The following is a 25,695-nucleotide window of genomic DNA, read 5'->3' on the forward strand; positions in this document are numbered from 1 at the left end:
AACAGTCCGTTCAGGTTGTGAGGATTTGCCCTGTCTGGCGAATCATCTCTTCGAACCTTCTTATCCACTTGCGCGGCCGGAGCCATGTCCCTGGAAACAGACCTGCACACCCGCTTCAACGCCTTGCTGCAGCATCACCGCGGCATCGTCGTGAAGGTCGCGGCCAGCTATTGCTGGAACCCGGACGACCGCGCCGAGCTGGCGCAAGACATCACCGTGCAGTTATGGCGCGCGTTTCCTGGCTATGACCCAAACCGGCGTTTTTCCACCTGGATGTATCGCATCGCATTGAACGTGGCGATCAGCGATCTGCGCGGCCGCAGCCGGGCTGCGCACGATCCGGTGCCGCTGGAGGCAGTAGCCGACAGCATCGCCGATCCACTGGCGCGCGACCCGGCGCACGAGCAGCAGATCGCCGCGCTCTACCGCTTCATCGCGCAACTGCCGCGGCTGGAGCGCGCACTGATGCTGCTGTACCTGGACGACCACAGCTACCGCGAGATCGGCGAGGTGCTCGGCATCAGCGAGACCAACGTCGCCACGAAACTCAGCCGTCTGAAAGCGCGCATCCGCGCCGAACTCTGACTCACACGACCCGCAAGAGGAGCAGCACATGGAACTCGACGACATGCAACGCGCCTGGCACGCAGTGCACCAACGCCTGGATCAGCAAACCGCACTTACCGGCCAACTGATCGGCGAGGTGCGCGGCCACGCAGCGCGCGCCAGTCTGCGCCCGCTATGGGCGAGCCAGATCGCGCAGTTGCTGTGCGCCGCCGCGCTGAACATCGTGATCGCACGCAGTTGGCTTGCCCACGCGGACCAGGCTGCAGCGATCATCGGCGGCGTGCTGCTGCAGGCGTGGAGTGTGGCGCTGGCAATCTCCGCACTACGCCAACTGCAATTGGTGTCGCAGCTGGATTTCGCCGGACCGCTGCTGCAGACACAGCAGGCGCTCGCGCAACTGCGGCGCTGGCGAACGCGGGTGGCGCCGTGGCTGGGCGTTGTGTTCTGGGTACTCTGGGTCGCAGTGGCCGATGGCCTCTGGCGCACGCTCACCGGCATGACGCTGCCGCACAGCTGGCTGCTGATCAATGCGCTGGTGGGCGTGCTCGGCGCCATCGGCACCTGGCTCGGCTACCGGCGACTGCAACGTTCCCGACATCCCTGGCTGGAGCGCATCGACAACGCGCATGCCGGGCCTGGCGTCATCCGCGCCCAAAGCATGCTGGACGAAATTGCGCGCTTTCGACGCGAATAACCCACCGGCGCCACACGCGAATCGCAGCGCATTGGATGCTGCCAAAGCGCTTGCATGGTGACGTCTCGATCCAGCTGCCGCCCTTCACCTTGGCGCAGTGGTGTTGTCGCCTGCGACAGGCGGATAATCGCCGTCTTCCTGTTAGCGAGCGCACCATGCAATTCCTGGAATTCGACCTGGACGGCGAGTACATCGAACTCAACCAGCTACTCAAGCTGGCCGGCATTGCCGACAGCGGTGGCCAGGGCAAGGCGATCGTTGCCAGTGGTGCGGTCAGCGTGGATGGCGTGCAGGAACTGCGCAAGACCGCCAAGATCCGCCCCGGCCAGCTGGTGCAATTGGACGATGTGGAAATCCGCGTGCTGGCGTTGGACCCCGATGCGGAGCCGGCAGAATGAAGGTGGTGCAGGTCAGCTGGCGCAATATCGCGCCCTCGGCAGAAGATCCGGACCACGATGTCTATATTTTTTCGATCGATGCCGATTCGGCGACGCCGTTCTGGTTCGAGCAGTCGATTCGTGGTGGCCACGCCGAGCGTGGCGGTTGCAGCATGCTGGCCTTGCACGAGCTGGAAGGCTGGCCTGGCGGCTGGCGCGCAGATGTGACCAAAGCCGGCTGCGCCTGGGTGATTCCCCTGCTGGAAGAAGCCTTGCGCAGTGGCGATGCGCGGACGGCGATCGATGCGATTCTTGCGCGGGTGGGCGCAGCTGCCTGATTGCAGTCTGTTTGGCGGCAGTGAGCATGAGTGCATCACGGGCAACCCCGAATGATCGGCCGATCATGGTGTCCGCTCACGAATTGCGAACCCTTGCAACGCAATCTCGCAGCGCGGTGCCCCCCTTGCGTAATGCGTGACGCCTACATAGCGACAGCCTGATGATCGCCTGACACCACTGTCCGATCACGCATTGAGAGGCATCGCAAAACAACCTCGCCCAGCGATGCACCAACGTGGCGCGGCAGGTTCTGCTTCCACCGCGATCACTTCAACGCATCAAACGCTCCGCTGCGTCAAATGCGCCGCAATCGCCTGTTTGAACGGAGCCACCGCATGCGCCGCACGCAGTGCGCCGTGTCGCAACAAGCGTGCCGGCGCGCGATCGTCGGTGTAGAGCGCGGCCAGCACATTGGTCGCTTCGTACAGCGGTCGCGTTGCCAGCCGATGCGCACGTTCGTAGCCGTGCAACAGCGACGCAGCGCCGATATCGCGCCCGGCACCTGCGGCGGCACGCACGCGCTCGGCCAGGCGTGCCTGGCTATGCAAGCCGAAGTTGAACCCATGCGCAGTGACCGGGTGCATGCCCACTGCCGCATCGCCGATCAGTGCGGCACGCTCAGCCACAAAACGCTGCGCGTACGCCGCCACCAACGGATACGCATGCCGGCTGCCGTCCTGCTGCATCGGGCCAAGCCGATGTTCGAATGCCTCGGTCACCGCCGCGCTGAAGTCCGCCGCGTTCATCGCCAGCAAGGCTTCTATCTGGCGCGGCGGCAGCGTCAGCACTGCGCCGGCGCGATTGCCCTGCAGCGGCAACAGCGCAAGCGTCTTGCCATAGCCGAACCACTCCCATGCTGCCTGCCCATGCGGCAGCGCATGCCGCATGCGGCACACCAGCATGCTCTTGCCGAAATCGCGCAGCTGCGCGCCGATACCAAGCAGGCGCCGGGTGCTGGAAAATCGACTGTCGGCTGCCACCAACAGGCGCGCCGACAGCGTGTCCCCATCGGATAACTGCAGCACCACGCGGTCGCCACACTGCTGCACGGCCTGCAGCGTGCAATCGCAACGGATCTGCAGCGCAGGTTGTGCCTGCACGGCCTGCCAGGCGGCGCGACGGATCAGATCATTCGGCACCAGCCAACCCAGATCGCCAGCGCTGCGTGCGGAGGCCGCAAAGGTCAATGCGAACTGCGAATGCCCATCCATGACGCGTGCATCGCGCAGCGGCGAAATCGCGTCGCCGGGAAACTGCTGCCAGATCCCCAGTTGTTCCAGCAGCGCACGCGAGGCGTGCGTCAACGCGATCTCGCGCCCGTCGAATGCAGGATCGGCGAGCTGCGCGCGCGGTTGCTGGTCGATCAACACTACCGACAGGCCACTGCCGGCCAACGACCGCGCAAAACTCAGGCCCACCGGCCCCGCGCCAATGACCGCGATATCTACCGATTGCATGTTGCGCTCCGCAACTACAGAGACGCTTAGTTTAGCGATAGTGATGCGATGGGCCTTGATCAGGATCAAGCAGCAACGGGAACAAACCAAAAGCCGCCGTAGCAATCAAGCGATTGCTAGCTACGTTTTATCGGCCACTCGTCAACTGTCTGCGCGAACCTAGACCAAGCACATCACCAGCCCAACAGCGCCCGCACCAGCTTGACGATGCCCCAGAACGACACCACCCAGATCGCACTACGCAGATAAGGGATGCCTGCTGCATACACCGGCACATAGGCCACGCGCGCCCATAAATACAGCTGCACAGCGAGCGCGGTCTCAGCGTTGGTGCGTCCGGCAACACTCACCGCCAGCACCGCAGCAGCGAAGATCGGAAAGGTTTCCTGATAGTTGCGGAACGCGCGGTCCAGCCGCGCCGCAACACCGGTCAACGGCTTGGTCTCGCCATCGCGCGCGCTGGCGTTCCACTTGGTGCCGCGCTGGGCGGTCATGCTGGCCGAGGCGGCCAGCAATTGCACCAGGCCGAGCACCATCGCCCAGCCCAGCATCTTTAGTTCGATCGTCAGTTCCACTCAGAGTCTCCAGTTGGCCGCGGCATCACTTGATCGACGCGCGCAGGCTGTAGCCGGCAAGCCGCCAGGTCTTGTCCTCGTCCAGCCGGAACGACACCAGCTCGCGCACCGGCTGCTGCGCCTTGGCAAACCGGGTCGGGAAGCTGACATTGATGTACAAGCCTTCCGGCACCTGCGCGCCGGGACCGTACTTGACCCGTGTCACCGAGCCCTGCCCGCGGCCGACCACTGCGCCCAGGCGCGCGCGCTCGGCACCGATCTGGCTGACGAACACATCGCGCTTGACCGCCGTCTTGGCCACCGTGGAGGCGCCATCCCATAGCGGTGCGACCTGGTTGGTATCGACCATCTGCGCCACACGCAATGCGGCCTGGGTCATCTCGGTGTTCTGCTTGACCAGCTGCGCTTGCTGCGCGGTAGTGGCGGCAGGCGTGCCTGCGGTTGTTCCGGCGGCGGTTGTTCCGCCGGCAACCGGTGCGGCGGCCGGGCGCGCGCCGGTCTGAGGTTGTTGTGCGAAGGCAAGCGACGGAGCCAACACCAGCACGGCAAGCAAACGGGGACGGAACATTGAGTAGATGACCTTTGTGCGTATCGATGGAAAGAGAACCGTCGCACGCTGGGTGCGCCCGGAACGGCAGTCTAGTGCGTGTGGCATCTATGACGTTGAGCGAGCAGCGCCATGGCGCATCGACATCAGGCGTGCCGGCAACAAGTTTCACTGCATGACCGGCAGCGTCAGGCGTCTCCGCTCGGCGGGACCGTCGCAACGCTGCGCGGCCGCCATAGCCGCCAGCTGATCCACAGCGCGCGCGCCGTGGCTGCAATCAACGCGACCAGACTCAGCCAGACCGCCAGCGTGGCCGGCCATTGCACTTGTTTGGCTGCGGCGATCATCTGCAGGAGCTCGGCAATCCCGAACCCGCCCAGCACCAGCAGGGCCGATGGCAGGTACGCCAGCATCACCCCTTTCGTTTTCCCGATCATGTTGCCCCCCGGCGCCGTTGTCTGCTGCGACGATAGGCAGCGGACGGTGCGGTGCGCGTGAAGCTCAGCCTTCGCTATGAACAGGGGCCGGCGCCGGCTCGGAGACCGATTCGGCAGCGGCCGGTGCCGGTGCCGGCGTGGCGAGCTGGGTGTCGCCCGCAGCCGCGTCCGCCGCCTCCGCTGGATCGGAAGTTGCAGGCAAGGCGGCAGCATCGGTTTCGGCCAGCGGGCTTTCTTCCGGGCAGGCCGCATCCGGGAAGCCGAAGCGCTGCTTCAAGGCCAGGCCGCAGGCGTTGACCGCCTCCAGATCGGCGCCCTCGCTCTTGCACTTCTGATCGAAGGCGACCAGAAACGCATCCTTGCGGCGCACGAAGGCATCGCCGCACTTGCGTATCTGGCGGATGCGCTCCAGATCGTCCTGCACCGCGTTGGTGCCATCCAGCCCGTACTCGCGCAGCTCGTCCATCGTGAGCAGCCGCAGGCTGCGGTTGGGCACGGTCATCATCAGATCGGCCACTGCCACCGCCACGCCGTTGCGCTCCAGATAATCCTTGACGTTGCCGTAGACCTCGCGCAATTCGCGATTGAGTTCCGCGCGCGAGGTGGCCTTGGAACTGATCCGCATCATGCGATGGATGCCGATCTTGCCGGCCACCAACCGGTTGTCGCCGGCAGCCAGCACGAACACGCAGGCGCTGTGGCAGATCGAGCCTTCGCGCACCCAGATGGTCCAGTTGGATTCGCCGATCGTATCGCCGGCGCGGATCGCCGCTTCCACCTGCCCGCCGCTGGAATCCAGATCCAGGATGCGATGCGGTAGCTGCAGTTGCTCGGCCACTGCCGCCAACCGCCACATCAGCGCAGCGAAACCGGCGTTGATCTTGCCGGCGTAACGCACCCGCAGCAGCCCGGTGTCGCGACACGGCGCCAGCGCCGCTTCCACACTGACCCGATCCAGCGCCGGCAGCAGCGTGCCGTCGCCGGCGGCGCTGCTGTAATCGGTGGCGCAGCTGATCCAGGCCTTGCCGGCTTCCAGTTCCGCCTGCGGCCACCCCGCTTCGCCAGTTTGCGCGCGCGGGCGCGGCGGCGGCGCCACCGGCTCGGGCGTATCCACCGAGACCATATGGTCGCCGTCGCCGGCCTGCCCCGCGCCGTTCTGCTGCGCACCCGCAGCATCGGCCGACGTGCCGGTGCGATCGCAACCAGACAGCGCCAGCACGCAGCAAAGAGAAAGGCAGAGCAGTTTCAGCATGAGGTAGGACACAGACCGCGACGGAGATCACCCTCAGTCTATGGCTGAATGGGCCAACCGTTTGACCCTGCCATGAACACGCATGCCCTGCGCAGTGCTGTCCGAAAACGGCCAGCCGGGGTCCAGCCGAGCGCATAGACTGGCGCCATGCAGACCGCCACGCCCGACCGAATTCAATGCGACCGCGCCCGCTTGGCGCGCGATGCACGCTTCGACGGGTTGTTCTTCACCGCCGTGCGCAGCACCGGTATCTACTGCCGGCCAGTATGTCCGGCGCCGCCGCCCAAGCCGGGCAATATCAGTTACTACGCAACTGCGGCAGCGGCCAGTGCGGCCGGCTACCGGCCATGCCTGCGCTGCCGGCCGGAACTGTCGCCGCAAGCGCAGCAGCATCTGGGAGAAGAAAGCGTGCAGCGCGCGCTGGCAATGATTGTCGAAGGCGCCCTGCAGGAGCAGCCGGTGCAGACGTTGGCCGATGCGGTGGGCTTGAGTGCGCGCCAGTTGCAGCGGCAGTTCGTGCAGCAGCTCGGCGCCACGCCGATCCAGGTGCATGGCACGCGCCGGCTGCTGCTGGCCAAGCAACTGCTGACCGAAACCGCATTGCCGGTCACCGAGGTCGCACTGGCAGCCGGCTTCAACAGCCTGCGGCGCTTCAACGCGGCGTTTCTGGATGGCTGCGGCATGCCGCCATCGGCGTTGCGCAAGCAGCGTGCCGAGGTGCCGGGTGGCGAGCTGACCTTGCGACTCGGCTATCGGCCACCGCTGGATCTGCCGGCGATGCTGGCGTTTTTGCAGCGGCGTGCGATTCCCGGCATCGAGCAGGTCGACGCCAGCGGCTACCGACGCGTGATCGGCACGCCGGGCAACGCGACGCTGATCGACGTCAGCGCGGCGCCGCAGCGTACGGAATTGTTGCTGCGCATTGGTGCGACCGACCCGCGTCAGATTCCGCAGATCGTGCGCCGGGTGCGCCGGTTGTTCGATCTGGATGCGGATCTGCAGGCGGTGCACGCCACGCTGGCGTCCGAGCCGTTGCTGGCCGAGGCGATCGCGCGCCGCCCCGGCCTGCGCGTGCCGGGCGGCTGGGACGGCTTTGAAGTGGCGGTGCGCGCGGTACTGGGCCAGCAGATCAGCGTGGCCGGTGCGGCGACGCTGGCGGCGCGGCTGGTCGAGCGCCATGGCGGCCATCATGTCGACATGCCGCCGGGCCTGGATCGCATCTTTCCCACGCCGGAACAGCTGGCCGAGGCGCCGCTGGAGCAACTCGGCCTGCCGCGTGCACGTGCCGCCACGCTGCGTGCATTGGCATCGGCATGCGCACAAGGCCGGCTGCATTTTGGCGCCGGCCAGCGCCTGCCCGAGTTCGTCGCCGCCTGCACTGCGTTGCCCGGCATCGGGCCGTGGACCGCGCAGTACGTCGCCATGCGCGCGCTATCGCATCCGGATGCGTTTCCGGCCGGCGACCTGATCCTGCAACAAGTGCTCGGCACGCCCGAGCGCCTGAGCGAGCGTGCCACCGAAGCGCGCTCGCAGGCGTGGCGGCCGTGGCGCGCCTACGCCGTATTGCACCTGTGGCATCTCGCTGTCGATCGCAAGGACACCCGTTCATGAGCACGTTGTATTACGACACCTTCCCCTCGCCGATCGGCGCACTCAGCGTGGCCGCCGATCACGCCGGCGTGCACCACATCCTGTTCGCGCAGAATCGCTACGACGCACTCGGCCGCGCGCGTTGGTTGCACGATCCCGATGCACCATTGGTGCGCGAGGCACGCGAGCAATTGCTCGACTATCTGTACGGCGGGCGGCGCAGTTTCGATCTGCCATTGGCACCAGCCGGCACACCATTTCAACTGCAGGTCTGGCACACGCTGGCGCAGATTCCGTTCGGGCAGACCTGGAGCTATGCGCAACTTGCACAAGCAGTGGGACGGCCGGCCGCCAGCCGCGCAGTCGGTGCCGCCAATGGCCGCAATCCGCTGCCGATCGTGCTGCCCTGCCATCGCGTGATCGGCGCCAACGGTGCGTTGACCGGCTTCGGCGGCGGCCTGCCGACCAAGCAGGCGTTGTTGCAACTGGAAGGGTGGTCGCCGCGCCAGCGCGCACCTGCCGACGATCTGTTCGCCGAACTCTCTGCAACCAAGGTGCGCTGACTTCGCGAAGTCATTGCCGCGCCGTAAACTGGCGCGATGATCGATCGACGTTTTGTGTTCGCCGCCACCGCGCTTGCGCTGCTCACGGCCTGTACCAGCACTCTGACGCGCAGCGCGCCACCGGCCGTCTCCAGCGAACCGGCATCGGCAGAAGCGCCATCCAGCGACACGCCGCACACCTTGCTGCTGATTTCCATCGACGGCCTGCGTGCCGACATGCTCGATCGCGGCATCACGCCCAACCTGTCGCAGCTCGCGCACGAAGGCGTGCGTGCGCGCTGGATGACCCCGTCGTATCCATCGCTGACCTTTCCCAATCACTACACGCTGGTCACCGGCCTGCGCCCGGACCACCACGGCATCGTGCACAACAGCATGCGCGACCCGGTGCTCGGCAGCTTCTGGCTGAGCAAGCCCGAGGCCGTGGGCGATGCGCGCTGGTGGGGCGGTGAACCGATCTGGGTGGGTGCCGAAAACAACGGTCTGCATGCAGCGACCTGGTCGTGGCCCGGCAGCGAGGCGGCGATTGCAGGCGTGCGCCCCACGCGCTGGCGCCACTACGAAGAAGGCACCGGTCTGGACGCGCGCGTGGACGAGGTGCTGGGCTGGCTGGACGCATCAGGCGCTGCCACCAATCGCCTGGTCACGCTGTATTTCGAACACGTGGACGAAGCCGGTCATGACCATGGCCCGGAGTCGCGCGAGTACGCCGACAGCGTGCGCGCGGTGGATGGCGCGATCGGCCGCCTGCTGGCCGGCATGCAGCGCGACGGCACGCGCAGCCGCACCAACATCATCGTGGTCTCCGACCACGGCATGGCCGAGGTGCCGCCCGGGCATGCGCTCAGCGTGGAAGACCTGGCGCCGCCCACCATCGCCACTGCCATCACCGAGGGCCAGGTGATCAGCTTCGATCCCGCGCCCGGGCAGCAGGCGCGCGCCGAAGCCAGCCTGCTCGGTGCGCATGCGCAGTACGACTGCTGGCGCAAGGCAGCGATGCCCGCACGCTGGCAGTACGGCACGCACCCGCGCATTCCGCCGATCGTGTGCCAGATGCACGAAGGCTGGGACGCACTGTTTCCGGACAAGCTGGCCAAGCGCGTGCCCGGTCAGATGCGCGGCTCGCACGGCTTCGATCCGGCGCTGCCGTCGATGCGCGCGGTGTTCCTGGCGCAAGGCCCGGATCTGGCGCAGGGCAAGACCTTGCCGGGTTTCGATAATGTCGATGTGTATTCCCTGATGACGCGGCTGTTGGGAATTCCCGCCGCGCCCAACGATGGCAATCCCACCACCTTGTTGCCGGCCTTGCGCGTGCCGCCGGCCGACGCACGCTGAGTGACGCGTCGCGGCTACGGCGCGCCGATGCGACAATAGCGGCATGTCTGCTTCTGATCCCTCGCCGCGCCGGCTTCGGCTGCGGCCGTTGTTATCCAGCGAAGGCTGGCGTCGCCGCGCTGCACTGTGGGGTGGCGCCATTGCGGTGGCGCTGGTGGCGATCGTGTTCGCCAAGGCCAGCGACGCGGCCTTCCAGTTGTTTCAGCGCATCACCGCGCATTCGATCTGGTGGGCGCTGCTGCTGACGCCGGGCATCTTCGCCTTGCTGGCCTGGCTCACCTCCGGCGCGATGCGACCCACGCGCGGTAGCGGCATCCCGCAGGTCATCGCCGCGCTGGAACATAACGATCCGGCGTTTCGCGAAACCAATCTGTCGTTGCGCGTGTCGATCGGCAAGCTCGCCTTGACCACCTTGTCGCTGTTCGGTGGCGCCTCGGTGGGCCGCGAAGGTCCCACCGTGCATGTCGGTGCCAGCCTGATGCATGTGTTCGGGCGTTGGTTCGGGTTTCACGATCCGCGCGAGCTCTCGCATTTTCTGCTTGCCGGCGGCGCGGCCGGTATCGCGGCGGCGTTCAACACGCCGTTGGCCGGCGTGGTGTTTGCGATCGAAGAATTGAGCGGGCGCTTCGAGCACCGCTTCTCCGGCACCCTGCTCACGGCCGTGATCGTCGGTGGCGTGGTGTCGCTGGGCCTGTTGGGCAACTACACCTATTTCGGCAAGGTGGCGGTGGCGTTGCCGCTGGGCCAGGCGTGGTTGGCGATCGCGCTGTGCGGCGGCGTGGCCGGTCTGCTCGGCGGGGTGTTTGCGCGCTTGGTGCTGGCCAGCGTCAGTGGCAAGCCGCGCTGGCTGGCAACGCTGCGCCAGCGCCATCCGGTGCTGCTGGCCGCGCTGTGCGGCGTGGCCCTGGTCGGCCTGGCGCTGGTGTTCGGGCAAGGCGCGTTCGGCACCGGCTACGAGCAGGCGCGCAGTCTGGTGCAGGGGCATGCGGTGGTCGGCCACGAATTCGGGCTGATGAAGCTGGTGGCCAATCTGGTCTCGTACCTGGCAGGCATCCCGGGCGGCTTGTTCTCGCCGGCGCTGGCGGTAGGCGCCGGCATCGGCCACAACCTGTCGGTGCTGATGCCGGGCGTGGACCCGCGCACCTTCGTGCTGCTGGGCATGTGCGCCTATTTGACCGGCGTGACCCAGGCACCGCTGACCTCGGCGGTGATCTCGCTGGAACTCACCGACACCAGCCAGATGCTGCTGCCGATCCTGGCTACCGTGCTGATTGCGCGTGCGGTGTCCGGGCTGGTCTGCAAGACGCCGATCTATCGCGGACTGGCCGAACAGTTGCTGGCGCCGGCGGCGGCCAGCCAACCGCCGGCTGCGGAAACGACGCGCTAGCAACAACGCGCACGCGTTCGCGCCGATGTCGGACATAAAAAAAACGCGGCGCAAGCGCCGCGTTCTAGTATCGCGAAGCGGGCTAGGAATCAGCCGGCCTTGGCGACGGTCTTCTTGGCTACAGCCTTCTTGGCCGGGGCCTTGACCACGCCCTTCTTGGCAACCGGGGAAGCTGCACCCACGACAACCTTGCTCACCGCGTGCGAACGCGAATTGCCGTAGCTGGAATTGTAGCGCTTGCCCTTGGCGGTCTTGCGGTCACCCTTACCCATGTTCGTCGACTCCTGAATGTGAATACTGAATACAAAATCCCCGCGCTGAACACGGGTCTGGCGAGGTTTACGCCGGCGGCGCCCTCGCGCAAGGCCGGCAAGCCTACCACGACGGCCCCGGCCCGCGCAGCCTGGGCTAGTGCGCGCAGCTGGCGTCGTGGACGTGGGCGTGCCCGTGGTTCAGACGCAGATTGACCAGATGGGCGATACCGACCAGCGCACCGCCCAGCGTCATCACCACTGCATGCGGGATCGCCGAATGGTGCAGCGGGTCGTACAGCAGGCCGGCCCACAGCAGCAGCAAACCCGGCAGCAGCAGCGCCAGCGCATGCAGCGCCTTGTGCCGGCGATAGCCCAATACCAGGCTGAAAAGGCCCAGCAGGCTCACGAACACCACGATCGCCAGCTCGACGCCATCGCCCAGCCAGAACGACAGGCCTAACGACGGCGCCAGCGCCAGCACCAAGGGCAGCACGGCGCAATGTACGGCACACAGCAGCGAACCGGTCGCACCGAAGCGGTCGAGCACATGGCGAAGGGACGGTAGAGGCATGACTTCCAGCAGGTGTTCGCGGCGACGTGGAATAATATAACATCTTGCTTGTTCCAGAGCTTACTCGCTCCCGGATCCGCGCCACTGCACTGTGCAGCCGCAGATCTCGCCGTCGGCCCAGCAGCCAAGCTGCGCCTTATCATTGATATAAAGTAACAACCACAGAGTCCGGCCCGCCATGCATCCTCGCCTCGCTTCCTCGTTTCGCCGCTCCACGCTCACGCTGGCCCTGACCAGCCTGCTGACCCCCGCCCTGGCCATGGCCGAGGACGCGCCGGCCCCGGCCGACCCGCAGACCCCGCCCAGTTCGGACACGCGCCACGACGCCACCCCTTCCAGCGGCCGCCATATCAAGGACCTGGACAAGGTGGTCGTCACCGCCAGCCCGCTGCGCGATGCGGCCGGCGAATTGAGCCGCCCGGTCGAAGTGCTGGCCGGCGAGCGTCTGGACGAAGTGCGTAGCGAGAGCCTGGGCGAAACCGTGTCCAGCCTGCCCGGCGTGCAGAGTTCCAACTTCGGCCCCGGCGTCGGCCGGCCGATCATCCGTGGCCTGGACGGCCCGCGCGTGGCGGTGCTGCGCGATGGCCTGTCCACTCAGGACGTGTCCACGGTCAGCCAGGATCACTCGCCGGCGATCGAGCCATTCCTGGCCAACCAGATCGAAGTGCTGAAGGGTCCCTCCACCCTGCTGTACGGCTCCGGCGCGATCGGCGGCGTGGTCAACGTGGTCGACGGACGCATTGCCGAAACCCCGGTGGACGGCTTCAGCGGCCGCGCCGAAGTGCGCTTCGACGGCGGCGACAAGGACGGCAACACCGACATGTTCCGCGTCGATGCCGGCAATGGCAGCGGGCTGTCGATCCATGCCGACGGCGTGTACCGCAACCAGAACGATTACGACACCCCGCAAGGTCGCCAGGCCAATTCCTGGATCGACTCCAAGGTGGGCTCGATCGGCGCGTCGCTGTCGGGCGATTGGGGCTTTGTCGGCCTGTCGGCGTCGCGCTTCCGCGACAACTACGGCAATCCCGGCGAGCCGGGCGATCTGTCGATCGGCGAGCGCGGCGTGTCGTTGAAGCTGCAGCAGGACCGCTACGACCTCAAGGGCGGGCTGACCGATCCGTGGGGCGAAGGCAGCGCGTTGCGCTACAGCTTCGGCCACACCGATTACGCGCACACCGAGTTCGAAGGCGAAGAAGTCGGCACCGTGTTCACCAAGCGGGCAAACGAAGGCCGCATGGAAGCCTCCTTCACCTTCAGCGGCGGCTGGCAGACCGCGTTCGGCCTGCAGGGCAGCGATACCACCTTCCAGGCCGTGGGCGAAGAATCCTTCGTGCCCAAGACCGACACCCGTTCGCTCGGCGTGTTCGGCGTTGCGCGCAACAGCTGGGACCGCGTCACTGCTGAACTCGGCGCACGCGTGGACAAGGTCAAGTACCAGACCGACATCGGCGTGGACCGCGACTTCACCCCGACCAGTTTCTCGCTCAGCGGCGGTTTCCGCTTCAACGAACAATGGCGTTTGACCGCCAACCTCGACCACGCCGAACGCGCGCCCGCCGAAGAAGAGCTGTTCGCCAACGGCCCGCATATCGCAACGCTGGCCTTCGAGATCGGTGATGCGAATCTGAAGACCGAGAAGGCCAACCAGGCCGAGCTGGGCCTGAACTTCCAGAACGAATGGGTGGATGCCAAGGTCGCCGCGTACTACAACCGCTACAACGACTTCGTCTACATCGTCGACACCGGCAACCAGTGGTTCAACGCCGAAGACAACGACTTCCTGCCGATCCGCCAGTGGACCCAGGCCGATGCGATCTTCCACGGTTTCGAAGGCGAGGCCACCTTCCATCTGGCCAACAACGACACCGGCGCCTGGGATCTGCGCGTGTTCGGCGACACCGTGCGCGCGCGCCTGAACGATGGCGGCAACCTGCCGCGTATCGCCCCGGGCCGCGTCGGCGCGCAGATGCGCTGGAATGCCGACCAGTGGCGCGCTTCGCTCGGTGCAACCCGCACCATGAAGCAGGACAAGATCGCCGTGAACGAAACCGCGACCGACGGCTATACGTTCGTCGATGCGCATCTGGCCTACCACGTGGACCGTGGCAGCAATGCGTGGGAAGTGTTTCTGGATGGCAACAACCTGACCAATCAGGATGCACGCGTGCACACCTCCTTCCTCAAGGACGATGTGATGCTTCCTGGCCGCAGCGCTTCGTTCGGCGTGCGGATGTTCTTCTGACGGTACCCTCTCTCCCGCCGTCATAAGCGAGGCCGCCTTCGGGCGGCCTCTTTATTTTGCGTTGTCCAGGTGATCGCTGCGCCAGCGCTGCATCGCGTACCGGAAGGCGCATCGTGCCGGTGCGACCTGCTCAGCGGCCGAGGCTGGCCCGCTTTGCAGGCTCGACTGTCAGGCGAATGCACTGCCCGCGGCACAGCGACTCTCACGCACAACCAAGCGACACGGCTGGAGATCGCAAGCTATCGACAGCGGCCACCGTTCGCATGGATGGCGACAGCATCCTGGGAATCTCCAACTAAAACTTGCCAATAGGTGCATATACACGCATTCTGCCTGTCACTGTGGAGGCATCCCATGTCCAAGCTCAGCGGCTGTACCTGCTTTCATCTGCGCCGTGCTGCGCGGCGTACCTCCCAGCTGTACGACCGCGCGTTGGCGCCGGTGGGTCTGAGCCTCAACGAGTACTCGATCCTGCGCCGGCTGGATGCGGCGCAATCGCTGGGCGCGCTGGCACACACGTTGGGCATGGACCGCACCACCCTCACCCGCAACCTCAAACCGCTGCTGGCGGCCGGATGGATCAAGACCCAGCGCGGCGAGGATGCCCGGCAGAAATGGCTGGTCCTGAGCCGCAGCGGCCGTGGGTTGCTGGTGCGCGCACGACCGTACTGGCTGGCGGCGCAGGAACAGCTCGAGGCGCTGTTCGGTGCGGCACCGACCGCACAGTTGCATGCAACGCTGGAACGCCTGGATGGATTGCTGGAGACGGCCGCATGAGCGCCCCGGTGACAGCGCGTGCGAGCGCGCATTGGGGATTGCTGCTCACCGCCTCGGCGATGCTGATGCTGACGATGGGCGCGCGCCAGACCACCGGCTTGTTCGTGGAGCCGATCCATCGGCAGACCGGGATCGGCATCGCGTCGATCAGCTTCGCGCTGGCGGTGGGGCAATTGGTCTGGGGCGCGGTGCAACCGGTGTTCGGGGCGATTGCCGACGAGCGCGGCCCGTTGCCGGTGCTGCTGTTCGGCGGCGTATTGTTATCGCTGGGCTTGGGGCTGAGCCCGTGGATGGCCAGCGAATGGGGGCTGATCGTCTCGCTCGGCATCCTGGCTGCCGCCGGTGCGGGCGCAGGCAGTTTTTCGGTGCTGATCGGTGCCACCGCCGGTCGTATTGCGCCGGAGCGGCGTTCGTTCGCGGCCGGGCTGATCAATGCCGGCGGCTCGCTCGGGCAGTTCGTGTTTGCGCCGCTGGTGCAGTTGATGATCGGTGCAGCCGGTTGGGCCAGGGCGATGACCGGGCTGGCAGTGATCTCGTTGTTGACCTTGCCGCTGGCCTGGCCGCTGCGACGCCGATCATCGCCGCCAGGCACGCGCAGTACGGTCGCAAACGACGACATCGGTTTGCGTGCGCAGTTGCGCCTGGCAGTACGCGATCGCAGTTACTGGTGCCTGCATCTGGGCTTTTTTACCTGCGGGGTACACATCTCATTCCTGGTCACGCACCTGCCCGGCGAAATCGCACTGTGCGGCCTGCCTGCCAGCGTGTCGGCGGTGTCGATCGCGCTGATCGGCTTGTTCAACGTGGCCGGCAGCCTGGTCGCCGGCAAACTGGGCGAACGCATCCGCATGAAGTGGTTGCTGTGCGCCTTGTACGCCAGCCGTGCGGTGTTGATCGGCCTGTATCTGATTGCGCCGCCAACGCCACTGACCTTCTACCTGTTCGCCGCGGCACTGGGCTTTACCTGGCTGGGCACGGTGCCACCGACGGCAGGATTGATCGGCAAATTGTTCGGCCCGCGTTATCTGGGAACGTTGTTCGGCCTGACCTTGTTGTCGCATCAGGTGGGCGGTTTCTTCGGCGCGTGGCTGGGTGGGCTGGCGCTGGAGCGCTTCGGCGATTACAGCTGGATGTGGTACGCCGACATGGCGCTGGCAGTGGTCGCCGCACTGATCAATCTGCCGATTCGGGAAGCGGCACCGGTACGCGCCGCGGCGTGAAGCGCGGCAAGCGCGCGCGGGCATGGGTTGACGCGGCGCACAACAGCTTTTGCTGGCAACTCCGTTAGAACAGCAACGCAACGTGTGTTACCGCGTTGCGCTACCGGCGCTGTGATGTGCTGCCGGTCACTTTGTTGGCAGAGCGCGCGCGACTGCACGCATCGCTGCCAGTTGCGACGCTTCTAAGGAGAGCTTTCATGTCGTCATCGATGCCCCGCTATGCCTTGTCCCTTGCCATTGGCGCCCTGCTTGCGCCCGCTGTGCATGCGCAAACCTCGACAGCAGAACCGCGCACCGACGCCACCACATTGGATGCGGTGATCGTCAGCGGCACAGCGCGCTTCAAGGGCCTGGCCAAGCGCGATGCCAGCTTTTCGATCACCACCGCCAGCGCAGAACAGATTCAGCAGGCGGTGCCGCAGAGCACCGCGGACCTGTTGAAGATCGTGCCGGGCGTGTGGGCCGAGCCCAGTGGCGGTGGCACCGGTGCCAACATCTTCGTGCGCGGCATGCCCTCCGAAGGCGACGCACCGTTCGTGACGATGCAACTGGATGGCTCGCCGTTGTTTCCGCCACCGACCTTGTCGTTTCTGGAAAACTCCACCTTGTTCCGCGTCGACGACACGGTCGAGCGCATGGAAGTGTTGCGTGGTGGTTCCAGCCCGATCTTCTCCAACGGGCAGCCGGGACTGACAGTCAATTTCATCCAGAAAAAAGGCCAGGACGAACCCGAAGGCAGCGTGCGCCTGACCGGCGGCAACAACGACCTGCGCCGCATCGACGTATTCAACAGCGGGCCGATGGGCAACGGTTGGTATTACAGCGTGGGCGGTTTTTTCCGCGAGACCGATGGCGTGCGCGACCCGCAGTTTTCCGCCGACAAGGGCGGCCAGTTCAGCGCCACCTTGAGCAAGCGCTGGGACAGCGGCGAAGTGTCGTTGTACGCGCGGCATACCGACGACAACAACGCCTTCTATACCGCCATTCCACTGCTATCGCGCAACAACGGCAACGACCTGTCCAGCTTCCCCGGCTTGAATGCGCAGACCGGCACCCTGCTCGGCCGCGACTTCCGCAATGTCGATCTGCTGGTCGGGCCGAATGGACAGACCATCCGACGCGATCTGGCCGACGGACGCGGCGTCAACATCGATGTGTTCGGCGGCGAATTGAATTGGGAAACTGGCGCCTGGACCATCGCCGATCGCTTCAACGTGATGAGCGGCAGCGCGCCGACCTATGCGCTGTTCACTGGCGACGCACCGCAGCGCTTGAGCGACTTCATCGCCAGCTACGGCACCACCGGCAGCGGCAGTTTCACCAACGGCGGTGGTGCGGTCGACCCGAATCAGCAGGTGCTCGAAGCCGGCTGGTGGTCGGTGGACAAGCGCCTGAACTCCTTCACCAACGACTTGCGCCTGAGCCGCGAACTGTTTGCCGGCAATACGCTCACCGTGGGCGCCTACTACGCCAAGTACTCCTCGGCCGACACCTGGTATCTGGGCAACACCATGTTGCTCACCGCGCAGAACAACGCGCGGCGTATCGATCTCGCTCTGGACAATGGGCAACAAGCCACGCGTCAGGGTTTCACCAGCACCGCATTCTTCAACCTGCAAGCGAACTACGACGGCGAGAACATCGCCGCCTTCGTTGCCGACGAATGGGAACTCAACGAGCGCTTGCGCCTGGACCTGGGTGCCCGTTACGAACGCCAGAGCGTGACCGGCGACGTGCACGATACCGCCAGCGTCGATCTGGACGGCAATCCGGCCACGTTGTACGACAACGCCACCTCGCTGGCACTGGCCAGCACCCGCCGCATCGATCAGGACGACGAAGCGTTTTCGTGGACTGCGGGCTTGAACTTCACGCTCGATCAGCACAACAGCCTGTTCGCGCGCGTCAACTCCGGGGTGAAGTTTCCCGGCTTCGACAATCTGCGCGATGGCCAGAATCGCGTACAGGAAGTGGATCAGTACGAACTCGGCCTCAAGTCCGGCGCCAGCAACTACGATCTATACCTGACCGCGTTCTACAACACCTTCAAGAACTCGCCGTTTCAAGCGTTCCTGGCCGATGGCACCAACTTCACTGCAGTCGGCGATTCGCGCGCCTACGGCATGGAAGTGGAAGCGGCAGTCCGCCCGTTCGGCGGTTTCGAGCTGGCCGGTACCGGCGTCTGGCTGGATGCCAAGTACCGGGATTATCAGAACTTCACCGGCAACCAGGTGATGCGCCAGCCCAAGCGCCAGTTCCGCATCACGCCTAGCTATTACTGGATGTTGCCGTTCGGCGATCTCAAGCTGTTTGCCACCTATTCCTACGTGGGCGAGCGCTTCGCGGACCTGGCCAATAGCCAGCGCTTGCCCTCCTACGACATGGTGGATATCGGCGCCAACCTGCATGTGGGCGAGCATTGGGAGGTGACTGCCAGCGGCAGCAATATCACCGACACGCTGGGCCTGACCGAAGGCAATGTGCGCGTGCAGGGCGCGGCGACCGGCGGCGTGTTCATGGGCCGGCCGATTGCCGGGCGGCAGTACCAGATGTCGGTGGCGTATCGCTGGTAGGTGGTGCAATCGAGAAGTGCAGGCGCTGACGCCTCGCCACGCGCGGCATCCGCGCCTGCGTTCGTCCTGCTGGCAACTGACGTTGTCACGTTGGAGGTGCGTGCACGTGCGCAGCGCTGAACGGTGCCTGATGCATGCATGGCGGCGCAGGTAACAGCGGCCGTTCTTCATAAAGCACGACAGCAGCGACGCAGCTGATGCGTGCATGCTGCGACCAGGGCGCATTACCTTCGCGATCGGCGTAGCGCATCAATCCAAATGCGAAGCAGATTCGCGCATCGTGATGCTTTCTATCAATAGATTCCGGATAGATCGCAAAATATAGCGGCCAATCTCGTGCCGAAAACTTCGCATTGCGCGCGTGAGTCGGCATGCCTTGCATAAACTGCGCAGCGGGTCACGTGCATCTCACCTGGTGGCTGGCTTGCGAACAAGGATTGGCCAGTCTTTAATCGGATCGCTGCCGGTGCACGCGCATCGCCAGCGTCGGTTGCGCGGACGCGCACAGGGGAGCCGACGGACGACCTGGTCGCATCCATCCAGCGTTTCGGACGGATGCGTTTCACTGGCTCTTTCGGGATACACGGACATGGACCCTGTTGCTGCCTGTTGGCATTCTTCCTTTTGCACGCTGCATTCAACTCGACCTGGTACTGACGACTTGCCCGTACTGCCAGGCACGTGCCTCCGGCGTTGCCTGATCGGGTTTCCTCAACGCGGCCATTGCCGCGTGAATTCACTTTTCAACGTCTACTGATTCTGCCGATTCGGGCTCGATAGGCACGGCCCGAATGTGTTGAAGCAATTGCACTGGCCGATCGCCTGATCGACCGGACGGGGAACTCTGTCGCTTTGACCGTGCCTACCCTTTGACCGGAATCAAACGGAATGAACCTTTTTCACAGGCGACACCTCGCACTGCTGATCGGCGCCGTGCTGATCGGCAGCCCACCAATCGCTGCGTTTGCCGCACAGCCGGCGACCGCTGCCCGGGCCAACGCAGGCGACCCGCTGCTGCGTTATCAATGGCACATCTCCAACCAGGGACAGGCCGTGATCGGCGACAGCCGCCCGGTCCCTGGCGTGGATATGGATGTGGATCTCCTGCACGCCATCGACATTCGCGGCCGCGGCGTGCGGGTTGGCGTGGTGGATGACGGTCTGGAACTGCGCCACGAAGATCTGACCGACAATATCCTGCCGAATGGCTCGCACAACTTCGAAGACGGATCGCACGACACAACTCCCATCGATCCCGAGAAAGCGCATGGCACGTTGGTGGCCGGCATCATCGGTGCGGTCGGCTGGAACGGCCGCGGTGGGCGCGGCGTCGCACCGGAAGCACTGCTTGCCGGCTTCGATTTGTTCGGGCGGGCGTCGTCCACCTCCGATGCCAGCGTGCGCTATGCGTGGGGCGATGGACCCGAGGCGCGCAACATCGATGTGTTCAACAATAGCTGGGGAATGGTCGCGCCGATCTACTTCGATTTTCCGGTGGAGGATCAGCAGTCCTGGGAAGCCTTGATGCGATCGACCCGCGGCGGTCTTGGCGGCATCTACGTCAAGTCTGCGGGCAACAGCTTCAGGCGCCTGCGCGTGCCGGACCAGACCGGAACGCCCGTCAACATCTGCAGTGCGCTATCGCGCACATTGAATGTCGGCTGCGCTCTGGCCAACATCGATCCGCTGGCCAACCTGCCGGGCACCATTGTCGTTGCCAGCGTCAATGCCAAGGGACAACGCGCCTCGTATTCGTCGTCGGGCTCTGCGTTATGGGTATCCGGTCTGGGTGGCGAGTTCGGGCGACAACGCAAGTTCTATCCCAACGCAGCGCAGATCTTTCCGGCGGATACCGCGCCGTTCGCTTACGACCCGGCGATCGTCTCCACCGATCTGAGCGGCTGCCAGGCAGGCTACAACGTCGACAATCCCGCGGCGGTATTGAACGCGCTGGACGGTAGAGCTTCCAAGATCGATGCATCGTGCAATTACAGCGACATCATGAATGGCACCTCGGCAGCGGCGCCTACCGTCTCCGGTGTGGCCGCGTTGATCCTCAGTGCCAATTCCAGCCTGAGCGCGCGCGACGTCAAGTACATCCTGGCCACCACCGCGCGGCAGATCGATCCGTGGCAACCACGTGTGGCCTATCAGGGCAGCGTGATCGATCCGGGCTGGATCACCAATGCCGCCGGGCATCGCTTCAGTAACTGGTATGGCTTCGGGTTGGCCGATGCGGCGGCGGCCGTTTACAAGGCCAGCAACTTCACGCCATTGCCGCCGATGCGCGACACACGCTGGGTCAAGTCCGGCAATGCAGGTAGCCAGATCGGTGGGCCGGCGCGGCCGGCCATGCAGCGGATTCGCATCAAGCAGGCAATGAAGGTCGAATCGGTGCAACTGTCGCTGGAAACCGCGCATCTGACGCCCAGCAACCTGCGGGTGGTGCTGGTATCGCCCAGTGGCACACGCAGCTATGTGCTCACGCCGTTCTCGGCGCTGGATGCCGATGTCTATGCCAAGACCGGGTTCTATATCGACCTTACTTCCAGCAACGCGTTTCTGGACGAAACCTCGCAGGGCGTGTGGACGCTGGAAGTCACCGACATGAGCGAGCCCAGGACCACTGCTGCACTCAAGACGTTCAAACTTCGCATCGTGGGGCACTGACATGAAGAACACACTTGTTGTTTCGTTGTTGCTCGGTTGCGTTGCAGTGTCCGGCCTGGCGCAAGCCGCGCAATACATGGATGCCAATACGCTCAGCGCCGCGGCCACCGGCGAGCGTTTCAAATCCGGAGCCGACATGTTCCGCATGCTGCCAGGCTCGGTGGTTGCCGAGACCCTGCCGGCTGACGATGCGGAACGATCAGCGCCCTTGTCCGGCAAGGCGCGCACAAGTGCTACTTCTTCAGTAGCCACAGGCAAGGTTGCCGCACGCATCGGCCCGTATGCCGTAGTGCTGGACACCACCGCTGGCGCTGCGCGCAACGCTGGCGTCTCCGGCACCGAACGCACGTTGGCAGCGGCAGTGAACGAGCGCACCGGACGCGTGGTGCTGGTCAGGCCGCAACTGAAATTGACCGGCACCACGCCAGCCACCGCGACCTCGCTGGCAGGCAGCTCCGGCGGAACCATCGCCTATGCCTCCGAGGTGGATGGCAGCGCGGTGATCACCTATGCATCCATCGAACAGGCGCAACGCGCGCTGCCAACCGTGCAAGGCAGCAGCGGCATCGCGCAGGTATCGCTGGTGGTGATGCAGGCTGTCATGCAACCGATGTGAGTGCCACGGCCGCAGGCAAACGCCTGCGGCCTGGTTGCATGACGGCGCTGTCCGCGGTGTCGGCGCCGCATCCTCCCTTCCCCTTCCGATGAGACCTCATGATGACTCCCGCTTCCAGGCGATCCGCGCTGTGCTCGGCTGTGGCATTGGCGCTGTGTCTCTGCGCAGGTACCGCCACCGCCGTGGCGCAGCCGGCTACCACTACCCCGCCCTCTCCCAAGGCGAAACAGGGCGACGACCCGCTGTTCCGTTATCAATGGCATCTGCGCAATCAAGGCCAGCCGGTGTTCGGCGATGGCAGGCCGGTCGCGGGCGTAGATCTGGATGTCGACATCCTGCACGCGCTGGGCATCCGCGGCGCAGGCGTCAAGGTTGCGGTGATCGATGGCGGCCTGGAGATCGCACACCCGGACCTGGTCGACAATATTGTCGCCAACGGCTCGCGCAATTTCCTGACCGGCTCCAACGACCCGACGCCACCAGCGAGCGAGATCGATAGCGACCATGGCACCGCCGTGGCGGGCATCATTGCCGAGCGCGGGTGGAACGGGATCGGCGGACGTGGCGTTGCGCCGGAGGCCAAGCTGGCTGGCTTCAATGCAATTGCAGAGACGGATGGCAGCAAGCAGTACGTCGACATTCGCTACGCCTGGGGCGACGGGCCGGAAGGGCGCGCCATGGAGGTGTTCAACAACAGTTGGGCCGGTGCGTCGCGCGCGTATCCCTACACCGAAGTCGACGAACAACAGTCGCTCGAAAGACTGATGCAGGCGCAGCGCGGCGGGAAAGGCGGGGTGTATGTCAAAGGCGCCGGCAATGACTTCTTTGCCCTTATCGAGAACGATGCACAAGGCAATCCGGTGGATCGCTGCGCAGACCAGACCCGCAAACTCGGTGTCGGCTGCGCACTGGCCAACACCGACCAGTTCAACAACCTGATGACCACGATCGTGGCCGGTGCCGTCAACGCCGATGGCGTGCGGGCGTCGTACTCATCTCCAGGCTCTGCGCTGTGGGTCTCCGGGCTGGGTGGCGAGTATGGGTTTCAGCGCGCCTTCGATCCGCACCCGGAAACGGCCCGGCCCTCTTATGGGCTCACCAACCTTCTGCCGCTGCGGCGCTTCTATAAGGCCGCAATCGTCACCACCGACCTCAGCGGCTGTGCAGCGGGCAACAACCGTGACCGTACCCGTCAGATGCAGAACGCGCTCGACAGCAGCCGCTCCAAGATCGATGCATCGTGTAATTACACCGCGCGCATGAGCGGCACCTCGGCGGCATCGCCCACCGTGGCGGGCGTGGCGGCGTTGATGTTGGGCGCCAATCCGCAACTGACCCTGCGCGATGTCAAATACATCCTGGCCACCACCGCGACTCAGGTCGACCCGGCTCAACCCAAGGCCGTCTACAACGGCACCGTGATCGACCCGGGTTGGGTCACCAATGCGGCGGGCCATCGTTTCAGCAACTGGTATGGCTTCGGGCTGGTCGACGCCGCTGCGGCTGTAGAACGTGCAATGCACTTCACCTCGCTGCCCGCCCAGCAGGACACCAGCTGGAAAGCGTATGAAGGCAACAGCAGCACCATCGGGGGTGTCGCGGCACCGGCCAGGTTGTCACTCAACATCACCCAATCCTTCAAGGTGGAAGGCGTGCAACTGTATTTCTCGGCCACCCATAAGGACCCCAGTCACCTGCGCGTGGTGCTGGTGTCGCCCAGCGGCACGCGCAGCACGGTGATGACGCCGTTTTCCACACTCGATCAGGCCCCCGATGGAACCGTGGTCTGGCTGACATCGAGCAACGCCTTCCTGGACGAACCCTCGGCCGGGCGCTGGACCCTGGAGGTCGACGACATGCTCGCCGACAAGGGCAAGGAACAACTGGAGGAATTCGAAATGCGCGTGGTGGGTCACTGACATGAAGACATCCTTGCTCACTCTGTTCGTTGTCGTTGCAGCCGGCGTCTGCGCTCCCGCATCGGCGCAGCTGGTCGACAGCAAACGCCTGCACGCTGCGGCGACCGGGCCGACCATCGCTGCAGGACGTACCAGCTTCCGGCTGATTCCCGGCGCAGTGGTCAGGCTGGCCGATGGCGCGCCTGCAACGACCGCCGCACGTGCGGTGCCGGCGTCGCAAACCACCACAGACGCCCCGGTTGCACGCTTCGACCGCTACGCGATCTATCTCGATGCCGGCACGGCCGCACGCACGGCCGCCGCGGTTCCGGCCGGGCAAGCCCCGCGCGTGGCCGCAGCGCTCGAAACCCGCAGCGGCCAACTGATCTTGCTAGGCTCCTCAATCAAACTGTTCAATACCACGCCCGCTATCGCCGGTGCATTGGCCACACGTACCGGTGGCACACTGGTCTATGCCTCGGCCATCGATGGCAGCGCGATGATCGGCTACGACTCGGTGGCTACCGCGCTGAACAACTGCAGGCAGCTGCAGGGCAGCAAGGGCGTGGGAGCGATCATGCCCGAGGTGATTCCGCGGGCGGCACGGCCGTTGTAATGCGTCATTTATGATGCGGCCGTTATGAAGCGGCTGTGGTGACGCAGGCCACGCTGCAGCGATCGGGTTGCAGCGTGGTGCAATGGCGCAGCCCGGGTTACACCGGCAGCGGGCTGCGTTCGGCAAAGTGCCCGCGCCAATAGGGGTAGTACGGATACGGCGGTTCCACCGCACTCACCGCATCCAGGCGCGCACGCTGCTCCTGTGTCAGCGACCAACCGACCGCGCCCAGGTTCTGGCGCAGCTGCGCCTCGTCGCGCGCACCGATCAGCACCGTGCTCACGGTCGGCCGTTGCAGCAGCCAATTGATGGCAAGTTGCGGCACGCTGCGGCCGGTTTCTTCGGCAATGGCGTCGAGCACATCGACGATATCGAACAGGCGTTCGTCGCTGATCGCCGGGCCAGCGGCGGCAGTGGCATGGGCTGTGTTCCGGTAGCGGTTGGCCGCGGCGCAGTTTGCCGGTCAGCCGGCCCCAGCCCAGCGGGCTCCACACCACCGCACCGATGCCCTGGTCGATGCCCAGCGGCATCAGCTCCCATTCGTAATCGCGCCCGGCCAGCGAGTAATAGGTCTGATTGGCGACGAAGCGGTTCCAGCCCTGCGCATCGGCCACCGCCAACGACTTCATCAGCTGCCAGCCGGCATAGTTGGACGCGCCCAGATAACGCACCTTGCCGGCGCGCACCAGCGCATCAAGCGTGGACAGGGTCTCTTCCATCGGCGTCATCGCATCGAAGGCATGCAGCTGCAGCAGGTCGATATAGTCGGTGCGCAGGCGTCGCAATGAAGCATCCACTGCACGCAACAACCGGAAGCGCGAAGCGCCTGCATCGTTGGGCCCATCGCCTAACCGCAAACCGGTCTTGGTGGAGATGATCACCTGATCGCGGCGGCCCTGCAGTGCCTGACCGAGGATGTCCTCAGAAGCACCATCGGAATACACATCGGCGGTGTCGAACAGGTTAATGCCTGCCTCCAGACACAGATCGATCATGCGCCGTGCCTGCGCCACATCGGTGTCGCCCCATGCGGAAAACAGCGGCCCCTTGCCGCCAAAAGTGCCGGCACCCAGGCCAAGCACCGGCACCTTGAAACCGGAACGGCCGAGAAAACGTGTGTCCATTACATGCTCCT

The 25,695-nt window shown here is 65.1% G+C and carries 23 protein-coding genes and 1 pseudogene; 16 read left to right on the forward strand and 8 right to left on the reverse strand.

The window, feature by feature from the left end; genetic code table 11:
• Positions 1–84: 84 nt before the first annotated feature.
• The 4 genes from NMB96_RS21165 (at position 85) to NMB96_RS21180 (ending at position 1,976) form a co-directional block, all read left to right on the forward strand.
• Complete coding sequence (locus NMB96_RS21165) at positions 85–585, forward strand: RNA polymerase sigma factor (RefSeq protein ID WP_183086711.1); 501 nt, start codon at positions 85–87, stop codon at positions 583–585.
• Between the two features lie 28 nt (positions 586–613).
• Complete coding sequence (locus NMB96_RS21170) at positions 614–1,261, forward strand: hypothetical protein (protein WP_255085593.1); 648 nt, start codon at positions 614–616, stop codon at positions 1,259–1,261.
• A gap of 155 nt (positions 1,262–1,416) precedes the next feature.
• Positions 1,417–1,659 (forward strand): RNA-binding S4 domain-containing protein, encoded by a 243-nt coding sequence (locus tag NMB96_RS21175; RefSeq protein WP_042598248.1) that lies wholly within the window; start codon positions 1,417–1,419, stop codon positions 1,657–1,659.
• A complete protein-coding gene (locus tag NMB96_RS21180; RefSeq protein WP_104591567.1) occupies positions 1,656–1,976 on the forward strand; it encodes a hypothetical protein in 321 nt (106 codons plus the stop codon). The genes NMB96_RS21175 and NMB96_RS21180 overlap by 4 nt, the downstream gene beginning before the upstream one ends.
• Positions 1,977–2,255: 279 nt before the next feature.
• Here the strand turns inward: NMB96_RS21180 and ubiM are convergent, their stop codons facing one another.
• From ubiM to NMB96_RS21205, 5 genes are all read right to left on the reverse strand, one after another.
• A complete protein-coding gene (gene ubiM / locus NMB96_RS21185) occupies positions 2,256–3,434 on the reverse strand; it encodes a 5-demethoxyubiquinol-8 5-hydroxylase UbiM (RefSeq protein WP_255085596.1) in 1,179 nt (392 codons plus the stop codon).
• 173 nt (positions 3,435–3,607) lie between these two features.
• Positions 3,608–4,009 carry an MAPEG family protein gene (locus NMB96_RS21190; protein WP_104549685.1) on the reverse strand — a complete coding sequence of 134 codons (402 nt, stop codon included), beginning with the start codon at positions 4,007–4,009 and terminating at the stop codon, positions 3,608–3,610.
• Positions 4,010–4,034: 25 nt separating this feature from the next.
• Entirely contained in the window at positions 4,035–4,577 is a 543-nt protein-coding gene (locus tag NMB96_RS21195) for a DUF4019 domain-containing protein (RefSeq protein WP_043889315.1), read from the reverse strand.
• Positions 4,578–4,744: 167 nt separating this feature from the next.
• Positions 4,745–4,993: a hypothetical protein gene (locus NMB96_RS21200; protein ID WP_023904514.1), complete on the reverse strand. Its 249-nt coding sequence runs from the start codon at positions 4,991–4,993 to the stop codon at positions 4,745–4,747.
• A 64-nt stretch (positions 4,994–5,057) separates the two neighbouring features.
• Positions 5,058–6,245 (reverse strand): COG3904 family protein, encoded by a 1,188-nt coding sequence (locus NMB96_RS21205; RefSeq protein ID WP_255085612.1) that lies wholly within the window; start codon positions 6,243–6,245, stop codon positions 5,058–5,060.
• A gap of 147 nt (positions 6,246–6,392) precedes the next feature.
• On the opposite strand from NMB96_RS21205, the gene NMB96_RS21210 reads away from it, so the two are divergent.
• The 4 genes from NMB96_RS21210 to NMB96_RS21225 are packed head-to-tail and all read left to right on the forward strand — an operon-like array spanning position 6,393 to position 11,120.
• Positions 6,393–7,856 (forward strand): DNA-3-methyladenine glycosylase 2 family protein, encoded by a 1,464-nt coding sequence (locus tag NMB96_RS21210; protein ID WP_255085613.1) that lies wholly within the window; start codon positions 6,393–6,395, stop codon positions 7,854–7,856.
• Positions 7,853–8,398, forward strand: a complete 546-nt coding sequence (locus tag NMB96_RS21215) for a methylated-DNA--[protein]-cysteine S-methyltransferase (RefSeq protein ID WP_255085615.1) — start codon at positions 7,853–7,855, stop codon at positions 8,396–8,398. Before NMB96_RS21210 ends, NMB96_RS21215 begins: the two co-directional genes overlap by 4 nt.
• A 36-nt stretch (positions 8,399–8,434) precedes the next feature.
• A complete protein-coding gene (locus NMB96_RS21220) occupies positions 8,435–9,733 on the forward strand; it encodes an alkaline phosphatase family protein (protein WP_255085616.1) in 1,299 nt (432 codons plus the stop codon).
• A 43-nt stretch (positions 9,734–9,776) separates the two neighbouring features.
• Complete coding sequence (locus NMB96_RS21225; protein WP_023904519.1) at positions 9,777–11,120, forward strand: chloride channel protein; 1,344 nt, start codon at positions 9,777–9,779, stop codon at positions 11,118–11,120.
• 89 nt (positions 11,121–11,209) lie between these two features.
• Here NMB96_RS21225 and NMB96_RS21230 read toward each other — a convergent pair whose 3' ends face one another.
• A complete protein-coding gene (locus NMB96_RS21230; RefSeq protein WP_006450150.1) occupies positions 11,210–11,392 on the reverse strand; it encodes a 30S ribosomal protein THX in 183 nt (60 codons plus the stop codon).
• A gap of 136 nt (positions 11,393–11,528) precedes the next feature.
• The gene (locus tag NMB96_RS21235; protein ID WP_023904520.1) at positions 11,529–11,945 is read right to left on the reverse strand and encodes a MerC domain-containing protein; all 417 of its coding nucleotides are present in this window, start codon (positions 11,943–11,945) and stop codon (positions 11,529–11,531) included.
• Positions 11,946–12,123: 178 nt separating this feature from the next.
• On the opposite strand from NMB96_RS21235, the gene NMB96_RS21240 reads away from it, so the two are divergent.
• The 8 genes from NMB96_RS21240 to NMB96_RS21275 all read left to right on the forward strand — a co-directional run bounded on the left by NMB96_RS21240 (position 12,124) and on the right by NMB96_RS21275 (position 24,560).
• Positions 12,124–14,190, forward strand: coding sequence for a TonB-dependent receptor (locus tag NMB96_RS21240; protein WP_023904521.1), 2,067 nt, complete (start codon positions 12,124–12,126; stop codon positions 14,188–14,190).
• Between the two features lie 354 nt (positions 14,191–14,544).
• Positions 14,545–14,967 (forward strand): MarR family winged helix-turn-helix transcriptional regulator, encoded by a 423-nt coding sequence (locus NMB96_RS21245; protein ID WP_183086710.1) that lies wholly within the window; start codon positions 14,545–14,547, stop codon positions 14,965–14,967.
• Positions 14,964–16,187 (forward strand): MFS transporter, encoded by a 1,224-nt coding sequence (locus NMB96_RS21250; RefSeq protein ID WP_183086709.1) that lies wholly within the window; start codon positions 14,964–14,966, stop codon positions 16,185–16,187. Before NMB96_RS21245 ends, NMB96_RS21250 begins: the two co-directional genes overlap by 4 nt.
• Before the next feature lie 197 nt (positions 16,188–16,384).
• Positions 16,385–18,760, forward strand: coding sequence for a TonB-dependent receptor (locus NMB96_RS21255; protein WP_023904525.1), 2,376 nt, complete (start codon positions 16,385–16,387; stop codon positions 18,758–18,760).
• Between the two features lie 921 nt (positions 18,761–19,681).
• Positions 19,682–21,430 carry a S8 family peptidase gene (locus NMB96_RS21260; protein WP_374728745.1) on the forward strand — a complete coding sequence of 583 codons (1,749 nt, stop codon included), beginning with the start codon at positions 19,682–19,684 and terminating at the stop codon, positions 21,428–21,430.
• 1 nt (position 21,431) lies between these two features.
• Positions 21,432–22,046 (forward strand): hypothetical protein, encoded by a 615-nt coding sequence (locus NMB96_RS21265; protein ID WP_023904528.1) that lies wholly within the window; start codon positions 21,432–21,434, stop codon positions 22,044–22,046.
• Between the two features lie 98 nt (positions 22,047–22,144).
• A complete protein-coding gene (locus NMB96_RS21270) occupies positions 22,145–23,965 on the forward strand; it encodes a S8 family serine peptidase (protein ID WP_255085617.1) in 1,821 nt (606 codons plus the stop codon).
• Between the two features lies 1 nt (position 23,966).
• Positions 23,967–24,560: a hypothetical protein gene (locus NMB96_RS21275; RefSeq protein WP_255085618.1), complete on the forward strand. Its 594-nt coding sequence runs from the start codon at positions 23,967–23,969 to the stop codon at positions 24,558–24,560.
• 97 nt (positions 24,561–24,657) lie between these two features.
• On the opposite strand, the pseudogene NMB96_RS21280 reads toward NMB96_RS21275, so the two are convergent.
• A pseudogene (locus tag NMB96_RS21280) lies at positions 24,658–25,684 on the reverse strand (aldo/keto reductase).
• Between the last annotated feature and the right edge of the window lie 11 nt (positions 25,685–25,695).

It is taken from the genome of Xanthomonas hortorum (genome assembly GCF_024339125.1).
Classification (GTDB): domain Bacteria; phylum Pseudomonadota; class Gammaproteobacteria; order Xanthomonadales; family Xanthomonadaceae; genus Xanthomonas; species Xanthomonas hortorum.